Genomic DNA, 16,543 nt, shown 5'->3' with positions numbered 1-16,543 from the left:
TAAAATTATAAGTATAATCGTTTATTTTATGCAAAAAAAGAGAGAAATCCAGGTACAATACCTTGATTTCTCTTGCTATACAAATTCTGATAAAGAATATGTAGATAATTGCTGAGCAGCTGCTTCAAAACTTTCGGAATCGTTGGTAGCGTTTCTCTACCAATTCGTCTTTAGATAACGTCGACAGCTCAGTTAGTTTAGCGACTAATGCTTTTTGTATCATGCGATTGATTTTCGGCTGTTCTAATACTTCACCATTTACTTCTTCCGGTATGATACGATCAATGACTGTCAATTCCTTCAGTTCCTTAGCCGTGATCTTCATCAACTCTGCGGCTTCTTTCGCCCGACTACCGTCTTTCCACAAAATCGATGCAAAGCCTTCCGGAGATAAAATTGCATAAATCGTATGCTCCAGCATCCAGACCTCATCTGCTACAGCCAGTGCTAACGCACCGCCACTCCCGCCTTCACCAATAATGATCGAAATGATTGGAACCTTCAAATCCGACATATCCAACAGGTTTCTGGCAATTGCCTCGCCTTCACCACGTTCCTCAGCACCAATACCGCAATAAGCACCTGCCGTATTGATGAATGTGATGACTGGACGATTGAATTTTTCCGCCTGCTTCATGAGACGTAATGCTTTTCGGTACCCCTCTGGATGAGGTGCACCAAAGTTACGATCGATATTTTCAGGAAGATTTCGCCCTTTTTGAATACCAACAACGGTAATAGGCTTACCGGCCAATGTAGCAATCCCGCCGACAATTGCTAGATCATCTCCAAAATAACGATCACCATGAAACTCAATAAAATCATCAAAAACAGTATCAATATACTCCAATGAAGTGAAACGATCCTGAGATCTGGCAAGCGTGACAATATCATTTGCTGTTTTTTCCATCACTATGACCATCCCTCCATCGCATGTATCTTAAGTATTGTTTCTAAAGCATCCTTTAATTGATTTCTAGGTACGATTTTATCCACAAAGCCATGACTTAGTAAAAACTCTGCCTTCTGAAAGTCCTCCGGCAGTTCCTGTCTGATCGTTTGCTCAATGACTCTTCTTCCAGCAAAACCAATCAAGCTCTGCGGCTCAGCTAGAATTACATCCCCGTCCATTGCAAAGCTGGCAGTCACACCACCTGTTGTCGGATCAGTCAGGACAGTGATATAGAGCAATCCTGCGTTACTATGACGTTTCAAAGCTGCAGAGATTTTTGCCATCTGCATCAAGGACATGATTCCTTCCTGCATACGAGCGCCGCCGGAAGCTGTAAAGATAACAACAGGCAGCTTTTCTTTGAGCGCACGCTCAAAGAGCCGCGTGATTTTTTCACCGACTACAGTTCCCATGCTCCCCATGATAAAGTTTGCATCCATTACACCAATTGCAACGGAAACACCACCTATCATTGCTTGTCCTGTCAGTACTGCTTCGTGAAGTCCTGTTTTATCCTGCATCGTTTCAATTTTCTCAGGATATCCGGGAAAGTTCAATGGATCTTCAGTGACAATGTCTGTATCCCATTCAGCAAAGCTTTTCTCGTCTACTGTCAATGCCAGTCTTTCCCATGCATTGATTCGAAAGCTGTACCCACAATAAGGGCATGTCTTTTCCGGCCCCATATCCTTTGTATAAAGGGTCTGCTTACAGCTTGGACACTTCGCCCACATATTATCTGGAACAGCAGGCTTTTTATTATCAGAATGAGCATCACGATTCGGGTTGATACGAATGTAGTTTTTCTTTTTGAATAAAGCCATGTCTAAACTCCTTTATCATTTTGAGGAAATCAGCCAGTAACTGGCCAATTTCTTCATTTTGGAGGTCCGATATCCTCTATTTCTAGGTTCTTGTTTATGCAAGAATAGAGGTTCTCCTTTTTATTACTGATGAAACTGCTCAGGTAACTTTACAGTTTCTTCATTTTGAAGGTCCGATATCCTCTACTTCTAGGCTCTTGTTTATGCAAGAATAGAGGTTCTCCTTTTTATTGTTCTGATTCCGGTTCCCATGCTGGTAAGAATGTTTCTTGTAAAAAGCTAGTATCATAATCTCCGGCAAGTACGCTTTCGTGGGTGATCAAATCCAACTGAAACTCAGCATTGGTTATCAATCCATCTGTGACAAGCTCGCCTAATGCTCGTTGCATTTTCATGAAAGCATCGAAACGATTTTCTCCATGAACGATCACCTTAGCGATCATAGAATCATAGTATGGAGGAATTTTATAGCCGGAATACATAGCACTATCTACTCGCAGACCCATTCCTCCGCTTGGCAGAAGCAGATTTTCAATCGTGCCCGGTGCCGGTGCAAAGTTAAAGGCTGGGTTCTCCGCATTGATACGACATTCGATTGCATGCCCAGACAATTTTACATCTGATTGCTTGATTGTCAGTTCTTCACCTGCAGCAATCTTGATTTGTGCTTTTACCAAATCGATCCCTGTGACCATCTCAGTTACTGGATGCTCCACTTGGATACGGGTATTCATTTCCATAAAATAAAATGCTCCAGAAGCATCCATCAAGAATTCAATCGTGCCGGCATTTTGATACCCAACAGCTTTCGCTGCTCTGACTGCTGTTTCTCCAAGCAGTTCACGCTTCTCATCTGAAATAACGACTGACGGCGATTCCTCCATCACTTTTTGATTATTTCTCTGTAAAGAGCAGTCTCGCTCGCCAAGATGAATCACATGACCAAAATGGTCACCTAATATCTGCACTTCAATATGGCGTGCAGGATAAATTATTTTCTCTATATACATGTCTCCGTTATTAAATGCTGCCTTTGCTTCTTGTTGGGCAGAATCAAACTGAGAAGGAAGTTCATCCTTGCTCATTACCTTACGAATCCCTTTACCTCCACCACCGGCAGCTGCCTTAAGCATGACTGGATAGCCTATTTTCTCAGCTACAGCCAACGCTTCTTCGACGGTATTAAGAACACCCTCGCTCCCTGGAATAACTGGAACATTCGCTTCAATCATCAGCTTTCTTGCGTTGATTTTATTCCCCATTGCATCGATAGTCTCTGATTTAGGTCCGATAAATGTCAGATTGCATTCTTCACACATAGAGGCAAATTGACTGTTTTCTGATAAAAAGCCAAAGCCGGGATGGATCGCTTCTGCATTTGTGACGATCGCAGCACTTAAAATACGTTGAACATTCAGGTAGGATTCCGTGGCTTTCGCCGGTCCAATACAGATTGCTTCATCTGCCAGCTGTGCATGCATTGCATCACGATCTGCTTCGGAATAGACTGCAACTGTACGAATCCCTAGCTCTCTGCAAGCTCGAATGATCCGTACGGCAATTTCGCCACGGTTGGCAATTAAAATTTTTGAGAACATACTCATCTATCCAATCATAAAAGTTATTTCTGCTTCTGCAACTTTTTTACCGTTTACTTTTGCAATTCCTTTACCTGTTCCGGCTACTGATTTTACCTTCAGAATTTCCACTTCTAAAGTCAGTGTATCTCCCGGAACCACTTTTTGTCTAAAACGAACCTTATCCATAGCGCCAAAATAGGCAGTCTTTCCTTTAAATTCCGGCATCGATAGCAATGCTACTGCTCCGGCCTGTGCTAAGGCTTCGATAATCAATACACCCGGCATCACAGGCTCCGAAGGAAAATGTCCCTGAAAGAACGGCTCGTTCATCGTTACGTTCTTCTTCGCAACTACTTTTTCCCCAGCAACCATCTCTTCCACTTTATCTAAAAGTAAAAAGGGATAGCGATGCGGAATGATTTCCATAATTTCTTGAATATTCATCTATTACTCTCCTTTAGCTACGCGGAACAGAGGTTGATTATATTCCACAATGGATTCATTTTCAACCAATACCTCTGTGATCGTTCCATCAACAGTAGCAGTGATTTCATTCATCAGCTTCATCGCTTCAACAATACAAACGACCTCGCCTTTTTTGACCTTGTCTCCTACTGATTTAAACATAGCCTTATCCGGTGCAGGCTGTAAATAAACTACACCAACGAGGGGAGAGGTGATTTCTTCTCCTTCAGTAGAGGCTTGACGCGGTGCTTCTGCCGGTCGGGCAGAAATTACTGGTTCAGCTTCTACAACAGATGCAGTTTGCCCTGATGTCTTTTCTACTTCCGGCTGTGCTTGTACAGTACGCTGTGATGCACTGTTTTTATTCATATAAAGTTCGAATGAGCCTTCTCTTAAATCAAACTCAGTTAAACTTGAACCATCAAATTGTGTTAAAAGTTCTTTTACTTCATTGATATCCATTGTTACTGATCCTCCCAGCGTTTCAGACAGATAACGGCATTATGCCCGCCAAATCCTAACGAATTACTTAATGCATAATCAAAGGTATGAGATTCGCTGTTGTTTGCCACAACACGCACAGTTACCTCTTCATCCTGTTCCTGTAATCCAATAGTTGGAGGGATGAACTGATGCTGCAGTGCATTCAATGTCGCAATTCCTTCGATACCTCCGGCTGCGCCCAGCAAATGCCCAGTCATACTCTTCGTACTACTCACACGGATATCTTTTGCTGCTTCTCCCATAGCTCGCTCAATTGCTTTTGATTCTGCGCTGTCATTAGTGGGTGTACTTGTACCGTGGGCATTGATATAGCCTACTTGCTCTGGCGTGATTCCTGCTTCTTCCATAGCCAGCTTCATCGCTTTTGCTGCTCCACTTCCGTCCGGTGTTGGAGAAGTCATATGGTATGCGTCACAATTCGCTCCATAACCTACAACCTCACCTAAAATCGCTGCTCCGCGTTTTTGTGCATGTTCCAATGATTCAAGAACAAAAATACCGGCACCTTCCCCCATCACAAACCCATTACGGTCTTTGTCAAACGGGATAGAAGCTCTATCTTTATCTGTTGCATGTGATAATGCCGTTAAAGAAGAAAAACCTGAAATTCCGATTTCAGTAATTGATGCTTCTGTTCCACCAGCCAGAATAATATCAGAATAACCATGCTTGATATTGCGGAAAGCTTCACCAATCGAGTGCGTTGCACTGGCACAAGCAGTTACTACTGCCGTACAAATCCCTTTTGCACCTACACGCAAAGCAATATTACCAGCCGCCATATTCGCAATAGACATGGGGATGAATAACGGGCCTACTCGTTGAGGTCCTTTATCATGCATGCGGATCACTTGATCCTGGATTGTTTGAAGTCCGCCGATCCCGGAACCGACCATCACACCAAAGCGGTCTACGTCAATAGTATCCTTATCGATACCGCTCATCTCTACTGCTTCCATTGCCGCATAGATGCCGTAAAGAGAAAATAAGTCCATTCGCTTGCCATCTTTTTTTATAAAATATTTATCGAAAGGAAACTCTTTGACTTCAGCGGCAAGCGTTACACCCGTCTCACTTGCATCAAATTTTGTGATTGGTCCAATACCATTTTTTCCTTCTTTTAAGCTTTCTAAAAAGGTCTGTGCATCATTTCCGATTGGAGATGCTACACCATACCCTGTAATCACTACTCGGTTCATCCGTTTTTCCCCCTAACTGGTTTATCCTTGCATAACCAAGCCGCCGTCAATATTCAACACCTGTCCGGTGATATAAGGACTTTCAGCTAAAAATACCGCAGCTTTAGCAACATCTTCTGTCTGACCATATTTTTTCAATGGAATCTGTTCGTTCATTTTTTTCTTGATCTCGTCAGAAAGTACTGCTGTCATCTCTGTTTCAATAAATCCTGGTGCAATTGCATTACAAGTAATTCCTCGAGCTGCAACTTCTCTGGCTACTGATTTTGTAAATCCGACAACACCAGCCTTACTCGCTGAATAATTTGCCTGACCGATATTCCCCATCAAACCGACAACGCTTGTCATGTTGATGATGCGTCCGCTTCTCTGCTTCATCATGCGTTTAACTGCATGTTGTGTCATATTGAAGGTTCCTGTCAGATTGATATCGATACATTTCGAGAAATCTTCCCCTGACATTCTAAGTAACAGCTTATCATTTGTGATTCCGGCGTTATTGATTAAAATATCAATGCTGCCTAGCTGTTCTACAGCTTTTTCGATCATCTCTCCAGCTGCTTTATAATCAGAGATATCTCCTGAAATCCCAATACAAGTGACACCATTGCTCTCTATCTCATCTATCAATTCTTTAGGTATCTCGCCCCGTCCGTTCAAAATGATATTGGCTCCATGCTGTGCAAAAACCTGTGCAATAGCTTTACCGATTCCACGGCTGCTGCCGGTAACGAATACGTTTTTTCCTTTTAATTCCATTGTCATACCTCGCTTAAAAGTGTTAGGGCTTCTGCCAGTGTTGCACTGTCTTCTACCCGTGCTGTTGAAATTTCCTTGTCAATTTTCCGAATGAAGCCAGTCAGTGTTTTCCCCGGTCCCACTTCAATGATTCTATCTACACCTAATTGCTTCATCTTTTCAATGCTGTCAGCAAAACGAACGGCTTTCATCACCTGTTGTGTCAACAGTTCCTTGATGTCATCTGCCGGCATGATTTCTGCCGTTGTATTACTGATAACTGGAATTTTTGGTTCATGGAAATCAATTTGTTGTAGTTCCTGTGCCAGTTTTTCAGAAGCTGGCTCTAATAATGCTGTATGAAAAGGACCACTAACATTTAATGGAATCATACGTTTCACGCCCTGCTCCTTAAGCAACGCAACTGCTTGATCAACAGCTGCAGCTTCTCCTCCGATAACAATTTGCTGCGGAGTATTGTAATTCGCTGGTGATACGATTCCTAAGGATGATGCTTTTTTACAGCTGTCTTCAATTAATTCACGATCTGCATTCATCACGGCAACCATCTTACCTGTACCTGCTGGTGCAGCTTCCGTCATGAATTTGCCTCTCTTAGCAACTAATGCTACTGCATCCTTAAAAGAAATAGCTTCACTAGCAACCAGCGCACTGTATTCCCCGAGACTCAAACCAGCTACGATATCCGGTGTGAATCCTTTTTCTTTCAGCAGTCGATTAAACGCTGTACTGACTGTCAGGATTGCCGGTTGTGTATACATCGTCTGATCCAGCTGTTCGTTTTCTGTAAAGCAAAGCTCAGCCATATCATATCCAAGTACTTCACTGGCTTCAGAAAATGTCTCTCTGACGATTGCTTCTTGTTCATAAAGCTCTTTTCCCATACCGATATATTGAGCACCCTGCCCACTAAATACAAAAGCTGTTTTCATTGCTAGTCTCCTTTTTATTATTGTGGAAATCAGTCAGGTAACTGGCTGATTTCTTCTTTTCGGTCGTCCGATGTCCAGTTCCCTAGCTTTCTTGATAAAAGGGAATTGGCTCTCCTTTTTATTGTTGTAGAAATCTGTCAGGTAGCTGCCTGATTTCTTCTTTTCGGTGGTCCGATGTCCAGTTCCCTAGCTTTCTTGATAAAAGGGGATTGGCTCTCCTTTTTATTGTTGTAGAAATCTGTCAGGTAACTGTCTGATTTCTTCTTTTCGGTGGTCCGATGTCCATTACTTCTAGAGGTTCCTATACAAGAGTAAGGGCTCTCCTTTTTATTATTGTGGAAATCTGTCAGGTAACTGTCTGATTTCCTCTTTTTGGTGGTCCGATGTCCAGTTCCCTAGCATTCTTGATAAAAGGGAATTGGCTCTCCTTTTTATTGTTGTGGAAACCTGTCAGGTAACTATATGATTTATTCATTTATAGTCCGATGGCTTCTGCTTTTAGATTTCATTTACATTAGGACCATTTCTATTTTTCTTTATCTGAATCGCTCAATTTGTGCATGGATGACTTCTTCTGTTTCCTGCATAAATGATTCGATAATTTCTTTTGCAGTTTCTTCTTTTTTGATCATTCCCGCTATTTGGCCTGCCATAACAGATCCACGCTCCATGTCTCCCTCAACTACAGCTTTACGAAGTGCACCATGACCTAATTCGTCAAATTTCTGTGTATCAGGGGTATCGCTTTTCAACTCTTGTTTTTCAAGCTGATCATATTCTCGGGTCAATTTATTCTTCATTGCTCGTACTGGATGTCCAAAATGCTGGCAAGTCACCACAGTATCAATATCTCTGGCTTTAATAATTTTCTGTTTATAGTTTTCATGAACGGTACACTCTTCAGCCACAAGGAATCGAGTACCGATTTGTACGCCTTCTGCACCCAGCATTAGAGCAGCAGCCATTCCCCGGCCGTCACCTATACCGCCAGCTGCGATTACCGGGACAGAAACGGCATCAACGATTTGAGGAACTAAGCTCATTGTTGTCAATTTACCAATATGACCACCAGCTTCCATTCCTTCTACAATTACTGCATCTGCTCCAATTTTCTCCATTCGAGTCCCTAAGGCAACAGATGGAACAACTGGAATCACTTTGATGTTATGAGCTTTAAAACGCTCCATATACTTACTCGGATTCCCAGCTCCAGTAGTAACGACCGGGACGCTTTCTTCGCAAACCAAGTCTACAATATCTTCTGCAAATGGAGACAGCAGCATGATATTTACAGCAAACGGCTTATCTGTCATTTCTTTGATTTTCCTGATTTCTTCCTGTACAACTTCCTTCGGGGCATTACCGCCTGCAATGATCCCTAACCCACCGGCCTCTGAAACCGCTCCGGCTAATGCCGCATCTGCGATCCATGCCATTCCTCCTTGGAGGATAGGATATTCTATATTTAATAACTTACAAATTTTTGATTGCATATCATTCATACGTCCTTTATCATCTAAAAAATAATTGCTATTGAAAATCAATAAAAATAGGTATGTATACGTGGTGCAGATTCAATTTCAGGCATGAATAAATATCGGGACAGGAGTAGTTTGCTTCAAGAATAAGGTAGATTCAACAACTCTGTTGAATCAATTGTTCCCCTACTGCCTTAATGAGACATGAAAAATAACCCTTTTCATGTTTCAAACCAGACAGTTGAGCTCCTGTCGGACATGTTGAGTATCATCTGCATAGTTACAAATGACCCTGAGCATATACCGAACACGGTGAACATAGCTTCCTTATTTTCTTGAAGCTGAACACTCCTGTCCCAACCTCTTTCAACGGTTTTACAGAAGTTGCTCTTTCGGAAATAAGTTGAAATATCTCAAAAATCTGTAAAGCAATTTTCGGCTATTCCTTCTTATTTCTCAGAGCTGAACACTTCTGTCTCAACCTCTTTCAACGGTGTTACAGAAGCAGCTCTTTCGGAAATAAGTTGAAATATCTCAAAAATCTGTGAAGCAATTTTCGGCTATTCCTTCTTATCTCTCAGAGCTGAACGCTTCTGTCTCAACCTTTTTTGATCGGCCTTCTACTTTATCCAATAAATATTAGCTGTTTTGTTGTTTTTCTACGTATGTTACTAAATCTTTAACAGTCACGATGCCTTCTTCTGATTCGATTTTCACATCAAAAGCATCTTCAATTTCATTAATGATTTGGAATAAGTCCAAGCTATCTGCATCCAATTCTTCTTGGATGTTTGTTTCTAATTTTACTTCTTCAGGCTCTTTTCCTAGTTCTTCTACAATAATTCCTTGAATTTTTTCAAATATCATGCGTATATTCCTCCAAAAGTTTACTTTTTAATTTATATGCAAACAGGTGTTAAAGTGTCAGGAGCATTGTGCCCCAAGTCAAGCCACCACCAAACCCTGTCAACATCACGTTTTGTTGTGTTCCTAATGTCAAAGTCCCCGCTTCAACTGCCTCATCCAACAAAATTGGGATGCTGGCTGCTGAAGTATTGCCGTATTTATCCATACTGGTCAAAAATTTTTCTCTAGGCAATTTCAGCTTTCTCGCCATCTTGTCGATCATCCGTATATTTGCCTGATGTAGTAGAAAATAATCTACTTCGCAATCATTTGCTTCCAGTACTTCCCGAATATCCTTTGCAACATCACTCATTGCAAAATCAAAAATTGCCCGACCATTCATTTCCAACCAATTGCTTTTTTCATCCTTCTGTTCATAAAAAGGACTGTTATTTGATACAAAGCCTGAAGTCAGTGATCCACCCCGACTTCCATCAGAATGAAGACTTTCTGCTAAAACATGCGGTGTATCCGTTGCCTCCAATATTACGCCGGCAGCCCCATCACCAAATAAAACAGCAGTACTTCGGTCATTCCAATCAAGGGTTTTAGATAATGTTTCTCCACCTAAAATAATTCCTTTACTATAGCCGCTTCGAATCATTTTTTCTCCGATGCTCAAGGCATAAACAAAGCCTGAGCAAGCAGCACTTATATCAAAAGCAAACGCATTGACTGCATTGATCCCGGCCTGAACCTGACAAGCAACGGAAGGCATCTGATAATCCGGAGTAATCGTTGCAACAATAATAAAATCGATTGTCTCAGGAGCCAGCTTTGATTTCTCTAATAGATTCAAAGCAGCTTTTGTACACAAGTCAGATGTATTTTCATCTGTAACAACATGACGAGAATGAATACCTGTCCTGCTGCTTATCCATTCATCAGAGGTATCCATGAACTGACTAAGGTCATCATTGGTTACCTTCCTTGTTGGAATATACTTACCGGTACATGTTATTTTCCCATATTGATTCATTTGTTCCTCCCGCATCTTCTCCAGCTTTACTTGTATTCCTGTAAGAAATCATGGAGGTTCTTCAATGCTTTCAATAGAGCTCGTTCTTCTTCCGGCTCCATCTCGTTCAAAATGTTTTTGACCATTTCACGATGAAAGTGTTGATGCACCCGATAAAGCAGCTTTCCTTTTTTGGTCAGCCCTAACTTTACGACACGACGATCATCCTCACTTCGAATACGCTCTACATATCCCTTCTTTACAAGGTTGTTGATTGCCACAGTCAATGTACCAACAGTAATAGCAAGCTCTTTCGCTACCTCTGAAGAAGTCTTTCTCTTGTACATGCCAATAGCTTCAATCGTATGCATTTCCGTGATTGATAAGTCTTTAAATTTTGATTTTTTTAATTCTGACTCCTCGATTGTCAGGATGTCATTAAAGACACTGACAAGATAATCGTTTACTGTTTCCAAATCTGGTTCCATCATGTACACCATCCGTAATTACTTTGATAATCAAATCATTTGACAATCAAACTATATATCATTCATTTAATAATTGCAAGTCATTTCTTATTTTTTATTTCTTTCTTTAAAGAAATCCAATGAAATCAACAGGTCTATTCTAATGAATGCTGCTAAATTGGCTTAGAACAAAAAGAAAAGGTTTGACAATTCAGTCAGAACTGTCTATAGTAAATTTAGTTTGACATTCAAACTATTTATTTTTAAAATACATGAGTACAAGGAGCATAGATATGACTTTAAAACCGCTGGTGATAGATAAACTTGTTGCAAAAATCCCTGTAATACAAGGGGGAATGGGTATCGGTGTGAGTCTGGCAAATCTAGCAGGGGCTGTTGCCAGAGAAGGCGGCATCGGCATACTCTCAACTGCACAAATTGGATACCAGGAAGAAATGTTTGAAAAATCTCCACTAAGAGCAAATATGGACGCTATAAAAAAGCAATTTGACAAAGCAAAGGAGATCGCAAAAGGCGGTGTGGTCGGCTTCAATATTATGGCAGCGACATTTCAATATGAGCGCTATGTAAAACGCTGTGTAGAAGTTGGCGCAGATGTGATTATTTGTGGAGCTGGGCTTCCTGTTAATCTACCTGAATTGGTGGAAGGTAGTAAAACAAAAATCGCCCCCATCGTTTCTTCTAATAAAGCTGCTAAGGTTCTTCTTGGCTTGTGGAAAAAACGTTACAACAAAACCGCTGATTTTGTCGTGGTTGAAGGACCTAAAGCCGGCGGACATTTGGGCTTCAAAGCAGATTCAATGGATGAAAGTATTGAGAATATGGATAATGAATTGAAGGAAATCATTGCAACCGTCAATGCTTTCGGCGAAGAATTCAATCGTACGATACCGGTCATTTTTGCCGGTGGGGTTTATACACGTTCTGATATCGATTATTACCTTAGCTTGGGCTGTTCCGGTGTGCAGATGGCCACCCGATTTGTTGTCACAGAAGAGTGTGATGCACCTGAGTCCTACAAACAGTCTTATATTGACGCAAAAGAAGGCGATATTGGTATTATCAAAAGTCCAGTAGGTATGCCGGGGCGCGCAATCAAGAATCAATTCACAGAAAGAATCAAGCATGAAACGATTCCTATTGAAAAGTGCCGCAACTGTTTATCTTACAAGCACTGTGACCGTAAAACAATTCCTTACTGTATTTCACAAACATTGCTGAATGCAGTGACGAAAGAGCCTAACCATGCTTTGGTCTTTGCCGGATCAAATGCCTATCGAATCAAAGAGAAAACAACCGTTCGAAAGATATTCGAAGAATTGACTCAAGCAAACTAAAAAAGACAGCGGGGACAAATGTCCCCGCTGCCTTTTTCACTCTAAACCCAGATTGCATCTCTCATATCGTATAAACGGTACTCGATGAGGTGCTTCCAGCGCACCCTCTTTTAAGTCCTGAGCAAGGTAAACTCCCGGTCCAATATTATTGGATCAAGTCATAGATCTCCATTGCTACAATATCGATATTATCAAATTGATAGCTTTGCTGACTATCTGCTTCTGTCAATTCAAAAGTATCAGTCGTCTTATCATAATTTACCAGACATTTCTCAACGCCTTCACGTTCAAAACGACGAACTTGTATTTCATTATCACTTGCTTCTGTCATTGCTTCAAGTCTTTTGATGATCGCTACTAACTGTGATTGCTTCATAACTTGACCTCCCTTGGCGAACTAAGTTTCATTCCTGTACCATTGTAACAAAACATTACCTGTCTTGCATGATTTTTCGCAAATTTTTTTCACTTTTTTGCTGTTCCTTAATAAAAATTTAGCAGCTCATCCTTCGGCTCCCCACCAAAGTTTTATCAGAGCTTGTGTCCCATCATTTTCAAACCCTTTTTCTGCTAATCGGCTATAAAGCTCTTCGGCCAGTTTCGTTGAAGGAAGGTCGATCCCCATTGATTTTGCTTCATCCAAAGCAATCCTCAAGTCCTTGATAAAATGCTTTACAAAAAAGCCGGGTGAGTAGTCAGCTTTTAAGATCCTAGGACCATAGTTGTTCATCGACCAGTTTGATGCACTGCCGCCGCCAAGTGTATCGATAACCTTCTCCATATCTAAGCCCGCTTTTTCAGCATATACCAACATTTCAGTCATTCCGGTCATTGTACCAGCAATCATGATTTGATTCGCCATTTTCGTATGTTGTCCTTTTCCGGCAGTGCCATGAAGATTGAATGTCTTCCCGAATGTTTCAAAAACCGGAACAGCGGTCTGATATGCAGCAGTATCTCCACCAACCATAATCGTCAGTGTGCCGTTTTTCGCTCCCAGATCACCACCTGAAACCGGTGCATCTAATGCAGAAGCTCCTTGTTTCTCTGCCTCCTTAGCAATCCTAACAGCCAAGGAAGGTGTGCTCGTTGTCAAATCAACTAAAAGCTTCTCAGTGATATCTGCCTTAAATATCCCTTGTTTGCCAAAATAGACTGCCTCTACATCTTGTGGAAAGCCCACCATCGTGAAAATAATATCGCTTGCTTCTGTAATTGCTTCCGGTGTATCCTGCCAAGCGGCACCTTGACGTACCAGCTCATCTGTCTTGCTCTTCGTTCGGTTGTAGACATTCACTTTTAGTCCATGTTTCATCATGTTTTCTACGATAGAGTGACCCATCACTCCGATTCCAATAAAGCCGATTTTCTTCATAGCTGCATCCCTCTCACTCAAAAATAAAAAACCTTTGTTTATAGTATAAACTACAAACAAAGGTTTTAACATTTTTATTGTTTTCTCAAAGAAATAAATTTTACTTTTATCTTTTCCATAGAGACTAAGCTCTCTTTTTCAGCAAGTGCATGCTCCTGATAGTAAATCAACGTGTCATTATAGAACTCAATCATTCTTTCACCAAAATAGGTAGAAGAAATCTCATAGAGCTTCTTGCTGATGATATGCTGATCACAGGGATTCTTTTCGTGTACATACCCAATAAACGCTTGTGCAAAATCTTCGTCTTTTTCAAATGTTATCCCAAGTGACTTATGATCCAACAGGCCGTTCAGGTAGTCATTCCCTTCAACAACACAAGGCAGCCCAGCAGCAATTGCTTCTGTATACGTCAAGCCTTGTGTTTCAGAAGTTGATGCACTAACAAAATAGTCAGCTGCTTTGTAATAAATCGCAACCTCATCATTCGGCACTTCACCTGTGAAAATAACCTGATCACTGATACCTAACTCTACAGCGAGTTTCTTCAAATCCTCAGCGTACGGACCATTTCCTACAATCAGCAAGCGAGCCTCTGGAAACTCTTCAAGTATTTCCGACATACCATTGAGGATCGTTTGAATATTCTTTTCATAGGATATTCGACTAAGGGAAAGCAGTGTTAAATTATCACTCGTCAATCCCAAATCAGCTCTTAAGTCTTGAACCATCTCTTCAGTAATATCAGGGCGGTCAAACTTATCAATATCTATGCCTGTCGGTATGACCCGCATGGGTGTTTTGATTCCGTATTCCTGAAGCTTATTGCTCACTCTTTTACTTGGACAGACAATCCCTGTCGTGTGGTTAGTGAACGCCTTCGAAAAATACTTTACATGAGCCGGACGCAGCACCTTCCCTTTTGCAATGTAATGCAGATACTCTTCATACATTGTGTGGTAGGTGTGAATAACCGGTATTTTCATTTTTTTGGCAACCATTTTCCCCAGTACTCCGGAGCCAAATTCCGTATGCGTATGGATCAGATCTAAATCCAATTCCTTCGCAATCAAATAAGCATACCACATTCCTCGAACAACGATTCGTCGCTCTTTAAAAGAGACGAGAGGTACACTAGGCATTCGAATCACATCTTCTTCAAAAGTTGGGGCATTTGGATCAGTTGTCGTAAAAATATAGACTTCATGACCATTATGCTCCAGCTCTTCTTTCAATGTCTGTATAGATGTTGCAACCCCACTTATTTGGGGAAAATAAGTATCAGTGAAAAATCCAACTTTCACGGTGTTTTCCCTCCATTAAAATCCATTGCCTTGATGAATAACTGATTGATTTTCATTTTTACTTTCATTTTTCAACACTTTTTGATAGATCTCTTTCAACTCATCACCAATATGCTCAATGTCTTTTTCCTCTGCAGTTAAAAAACCTGCTTTCTTCGTTGACGGCAGCTCATCATTCAGAATCTGTTGAATCAACTCTTCGAACTCAACTTGAGAGCTTCCCATATAACAATTTACATTCTTTTCAAGCCAGCCTTTATAAACTGGAATATCTCGGACTAAAATTTGCTGATGGCTTGCTAGAGCTTCCAAAATGACAATGCCTTCTGTCTCTTCATGAGAAGGGAAAAAAAACAAATCGGCTCCAGAATAAGCTCCTTCTATAATATCACCTTTAATATATCCTGGGAACTCTACATTTGCAGGATGATCCTCTTTGACAATATCTCTGATATTCTTTGGTATAGAATACATCGGTGTATGACCAAACCAGATAAAGCGATACTGTGGTAAATTTCCTGCAATTTTAACGAAATCAGTGATTCCCTTACGTTCAAAGTAGAGCCCTACACAGATGACTACCTTCTCATTCTCTTTGATCTTAAAGTACTCTCTAAACGCCTGTTCCTTTTTCTCTGAAGGCTCAAAACGAGTTAGATCGATCCCATTTGAGATGGCTGAGATTGGTACGGTTATACCATACCCTTCAAGCAGTTCTTTTGAATACTGCGTTGGCGTAATAATATGATCTGCCTTCTTATAAAGACTAACCAAATACTTTTTCACTAAAGGAGAGATAGTATTAGAACCAATAAATGAATTCCTGAAATCTTCTTCAGTAGAATGTGCATGATAAATTACTTTCTTGCCTAATTTCCGTGCTTTACTTACCATTCCATGACTATGTATTCCATACGTGTTGATATGTAAAATATCATAATCTGTACATTCCGGATCTAATGTATACTCGATCCCTGCTTTAGAAAGTGCACGTTTTTGGTGATCCAACGCTCGACCTATACCAGATTTCGCTAATATTTTCTCACCTTCAAAATATAACAATATTTTCAACGTCTTTCCCTCCCAAAACTGGCTATCACAATAAAAACATTATATCATAAGTCAGAATGACTTTATTCAAACTTAAGTCCTAATTTACTCTGCTATTAGAAAACAAATCATAAAACCCTGATAGATAAAGGTTTTTCAAGAAAATCCAAGCCTTCATATTACAAAACTGTTAGATAGAAGCTTATTGCTTTTTTAACAATTATTTCTGAAATACTTTACACTACCATGATTCTAACATACTTCTTACAAATAACACAAAAAAAGCGAAAACCAATTGGTTTTCGCTTAAACTCCGGCAGTAGGACTCGAACCTACGACATCATGATTAACAGTCATGCGCTACTACCAACTGAGCTATGCCGGAATTTTGCGCGGCGGCGTCCTACTCTCACAAAGGGAAACCCTTCACTA

Annotated in this window: 17 protein-coding genes and 1 tRNA gene; 1 reads left to right on the top strand and 17 read right to left on the bottom strand. The window is 40.8% G+C overall.

Going from position 1 to position 16,543, the window contains the following annotated elements:
- Positions 1–124: 124 nt before the first annotated feature.
- The 12 genes from I6N96_RS17760 to fabT form a co-directional block, all read right to left on the bottom strand.
- Entirely contained in the window at positions 125–910 is a 786-nt protein-coding gene (locus tag I6N96_RS17760; RefSeq protein WP_209558999.1) for an acetyl-CoA carboxylase carboxyl transferase subunit alpha, read from the bottom strand.
- A gap of 2 nt (positions 911–912) precedes the next feature.
- Positions 913–1,776 (bottom strand): acetyl-CoA carboxylase, carboxyltransferase subunit beta, encoded by an 864-nt coding sequence (accD, locus tag I6N96_RS17755; protein WP_209558916.1) that lies wholly within the window; start codon positions 1,774–1,776, stop codon positions 913–915.
- Positions 1,777–2,003: 227 nt separating this feature from the next.
- Entirely contained in the window at positions 2,004–3,374 is a 1,371-nt protein-coding gene (locus tag I6N96_RS17750; RefSeq protein WP_209558915.1) for an acetyl-CoA carboxylase biotin carboxylase subunit, read from the bottom strand.
- A 6-nt stretch (positions 3,375–3,380) separates the two neighbouring features.
- A complete protein-coding gene (gene fabZ / locus I6N96_RS17745; RefSeq protein ID WP_209558914.1) occupies positions 3,381–3,800 on the bottom strand; it encodes a 3-hydroxyacyl-ACP dehydratase FabZ in 420 nt (139 codons plus the stop codon).
- Positions 3,801–3,803: 3 nt separating this feature from the next.
- Positions 3,804–4,283 carry an acetyl-CoA carboxylase biotin carboxyl carrier protein gene (accB, locus tag I6N96_RS17740; protein ID WP_209558913.1) on the bottom strand — a complete coding sequence of 160 codons (480 nt, stop codon included), beginning with the start codon at positions 4,281–4,283 and terminating at the stop codon, positions 3,804–3,806.
- A gap of 2 nt (positions 4,284–4,285) precedes the next feature.
- A complete protein-coding gene (fabF, locus tag I6N96_RS17735) occupies positions 4,286–5,524 on the bottom strand; it encodes a beta-ketoacyl-ACP synthase II (RefSeq protein WP_209558912.1) in 1,239 nt (412 codons plus the stop codon).
- Positions 5,525–5,545: 21 nt separating this feature from the next.
- A complete protein-coding gene (fabG, locus tag I6N96_RS17730) occupies positions 5,546–6,283 on the bottom strand; it encodes a 3-oxoacyl-[acyl-carrier-protein] reductase (RefSeq protein WP_209558911.1) in 738 nt (245 codons plus the stop codon).
- Positions 6,284–6,285: 2 nt separating this feature from the next.
- Positions 6,286–7,215, bottom strand: coding sequence for an ACP S-malonyltransferase (fabD, locus tag I6N96_RS17725; protein ID WP_209558910.1), 930 nt, complete (start codon positions 7,213–7,215; stop codon positions 6,286–6,288).
- A gap of 536 nt (positions 7,216–7,751) precedes the next feature.
- A complete protein-coding gene (gene fabK / locus I6N96_RS17720) occupies positions 7,752–8,708 on the bottom strand; it encodes an enoyl-[acyl-carrier-protein] reductase FabK (protein WP_209558909.1) in 957 nt (318 codons plus the stop codon).
- 624 nt (positions 8,709–9,332) lie between these two features.
- Positions 9,333–9,560: an acyl carrier protein gene (locus tag I6N96_RS17715; RefSeq protein WP_209558908.1), complete on the bottom strand. Its 228-nt coding sequence runs from the start codon at positions 9,558–9,560 to the stop codon at positions 9,333–9,335.
- Between the two features lie 49 nt (positions 9,561–9,609).
- Positions 9,610–10,578, bottom strand: coding sequence for a beta-ketoacyl-ACP synthase III (locus I6N96_RS17710; protein WP_209558907.1), 969 nt, complete (start codon positions 10,576–10,578; stop codon positions 9,610–9,612).
- A 26-nt stretch (positions 10,579–10,604) separates the two neighbouring features.
- Entirely contained in the window at positions 10,605–11,045 is a 441-nt protein-coding gene (gene fabT, locus I6N96_RS17705; protein ID WP_209558998.1) for a fatty acid biosynthesis transcriptional regulator FabT, read from the bottom strand.
- A gap of 272 nt (positions 11,046–11,317) precedes the next feature.
- Here fabT and I6N96_RS17700 point away from each other — a divergent pair, with 272 nt between their 5' ends.
- A complete protein-coding gene (locus tag I6N96_RS17700; RefSeq protein WP_209558906.1) occupies positions 11,318–12,382 on the top strand; it encodes an NAD(P)H-dependent flavin oxidoreductase in 1,065 nt (354 codons plus the stop codon).
- Positions 12,383–12,527: 145 nt separating this feature from the next.
- On the opposite strand, the gene I6N96_RS17695 is transcribed toward I6N96_RS17700, so the two are convergent.
- The 5 genes from I6N96_RS17695 to I6N96_RS17675 all read right to left on the bottom strand — a co-directional run bounded on the left by I6N96_RS17695 (position 12,528) and on the right by I6N96_RS17675 (position 16,496).
- Complete coding sequence (locus tag I6N96_RS17695) at positions 12,528–12,758, bottom strand: YkuJ family protein (protein ID WP_086351056.1); 231 nt, start codon at positions 12,756–12,758, stop codon at positions 12,528–12,530.
- A gap of 126 nt (positions 12,759–12,884) precedes the next feature.
- The gene (locus I6N96_RS17690; protein WP_209558905.1) at positions 12,885–13,829 is read right to left on the bottom strand and encodes an NAD(P)-dependent oxidoreductase; all 945 of its coding nucleotides are present in this window, start codon (positions 13,827–13,829) and stop codon (positions 12,885–12,887) included.
- Between the two features lie 2 nt (positions 13,830–13,831).
- Positions 13,832–15,061 carry a glycosyltransferase family 4 protein gene (locus tag I6N96_RS17685; protein ID WP_209558904.1) on the bottom strand — a complete coding sequence of 410 codons (1,230 nt, stop codon included), beginning with the start codon at positions 15,059–15,061 and terminating at the stop codon, positions 13,832–13,834.
- Positions 15,062–15,076: 15 nt separating this feature from the next.
- Positions 15,077–16,132, bottom strand: coding sequence for an LTA glycolipid anchor biosynthesis glycosyltransferase, IagA/BgsA family (locus I6N96_RS17680; protein ID WP_209558903.1), 1,056 nt, complete (start codon positions 16,130–16,132; stop codon positions 15,077–15,079).
- Between the two features lie 290 nt (positions 16,133–16,422).
- Positions 16,423–16,496: transfer RNA gene (locus I6N96_RS17675), tRNA-Asn, on the bottom strand.
- Positions 16,497–16,543 lie beyond the last annotated feature (47 nt).

The organism is Enterococcus larvae, from assembly GCF_017830045.1.
GTDB classification, from domain to species: domain Bacteria; phylum Bacillota; class Bacilli; order Lactobacillales; family Enterococcaceae; genus Enterococcus_L; species Enterococcus_L larvae.
Note: the sequence above shows the minus strand (reverse complement) of the source record. Positions and strands in the feature narration are given on the sequence as shown.

What these genes read in the sequence shown, in the direction of transcription:
- I6N96_RS17760 (WP_209558999.1), bottom strand. Translation starts at nt 910, where the DNA reads ATGGAAAAAACAGCAAATGATATTGTCACGCTTGCCAGATCTCAGGAT.
- accD (WP_209558916.1), bottom strand. Translation starts at nt 1,776, where the DNA reads ATGGCTTTATTCAAAAAGAAAAACTACATTCGTATCAACCCGAATCGT.
- I6N96_RS17750 (WP_209558915.1), bottom strand. Translation starts at nt 3,374, where the DNA reads ATGTTCTCAAAAATTTTAATTGCCAACCGTGGCGAAATTGCCGTACGG.
- fabZ (WP_209558914.1), bottom strand. Translation starts at nt 3,800, where the DNA reads ATGAATATTCAAGAAATTATGGAAATCATTCCGCATCGCTATCCCTTT.
- accB (WP_209558913.1), bottom strand. Translation starts at nt 4,283, where the DNA reads ATGGATATCAATGAAGTAAAAGAACTTTTAACACAATTTGATGGTTCA.
- fabF (WP_209558912.1), bottom strand. Translation starts at nt 5,524, where the DNA reads ATGAACCGAGTAGTGATTACAGGGTATGGTGTAGCATCTCCAATCGGA.
- fabG (WP_209558911.1), bottom strand. Translation starts at nt 6,283, where the DNA reads ATGGAATTAAAAGGAAAAAACGTATTCGTTACCGGCAGCAGCCGTGGA.
- fabD (WP_209558910.1), bottom strand. Translation starts at nt 7,215, where the DNA reads ATGAAAACAGCTTTTGTATTTAGTGGGCAGGGTGCTCAATATATCGGT.
- fabK (WP_209558909.1), bottom strand. Translation starts at nt 8,708, where the DNA reads ATGCAATCAAAAATTTGTAAGTTATTAAATATAGAATATCCTATCCTC.
- I6N96_RS17715 (WP_209558908.1), bottom strand. Translation starts at nt 9,560, where the DNA reads ATGATATTTGAAAAAATTCAAGGAATTATTGTAGAAGAACTAGGAAAA.
- I6N96_RS17710 (WP_209558907.1), bottom strand. Translation starts at nt 10,578, where the DNA reads ATGAATCAATATGGGAAAATAACATGTACCGGTAAGTATATTCCAACA.
- fabT (WP_209558998.1), bottom strand. Translation starts at nt 11,045, where the DNA reads ATGGAACCAGATTTGGAAACAGTAAACGATTATCTTGTCAGTGTCTTT.
- I6N96_RS17700 (WP_209558906.1), top strand. Translation starts at nt 11,318, where the DNA reads ATGACTTTAAAACCGCTGGTGATAGATAAACTTGTTGCAAAAATCCCT.
- I6N96_RS17695 (WP_086351056.1), bottom strand. Translation starts at nt 12,758, where the DNA reads ATGAAGCAATCACAGTTAGTAGCGATCATCAAAAGACTTGAAGCAATG.
- I6N96_RS17690 (WP_209558905.1), bottom strand. Translation starts at nt 13,829, where the DNA reads ATGTTAAAACCTTTGTTTGTAGTTTATACTATAAACAAAGGTTTTTTA.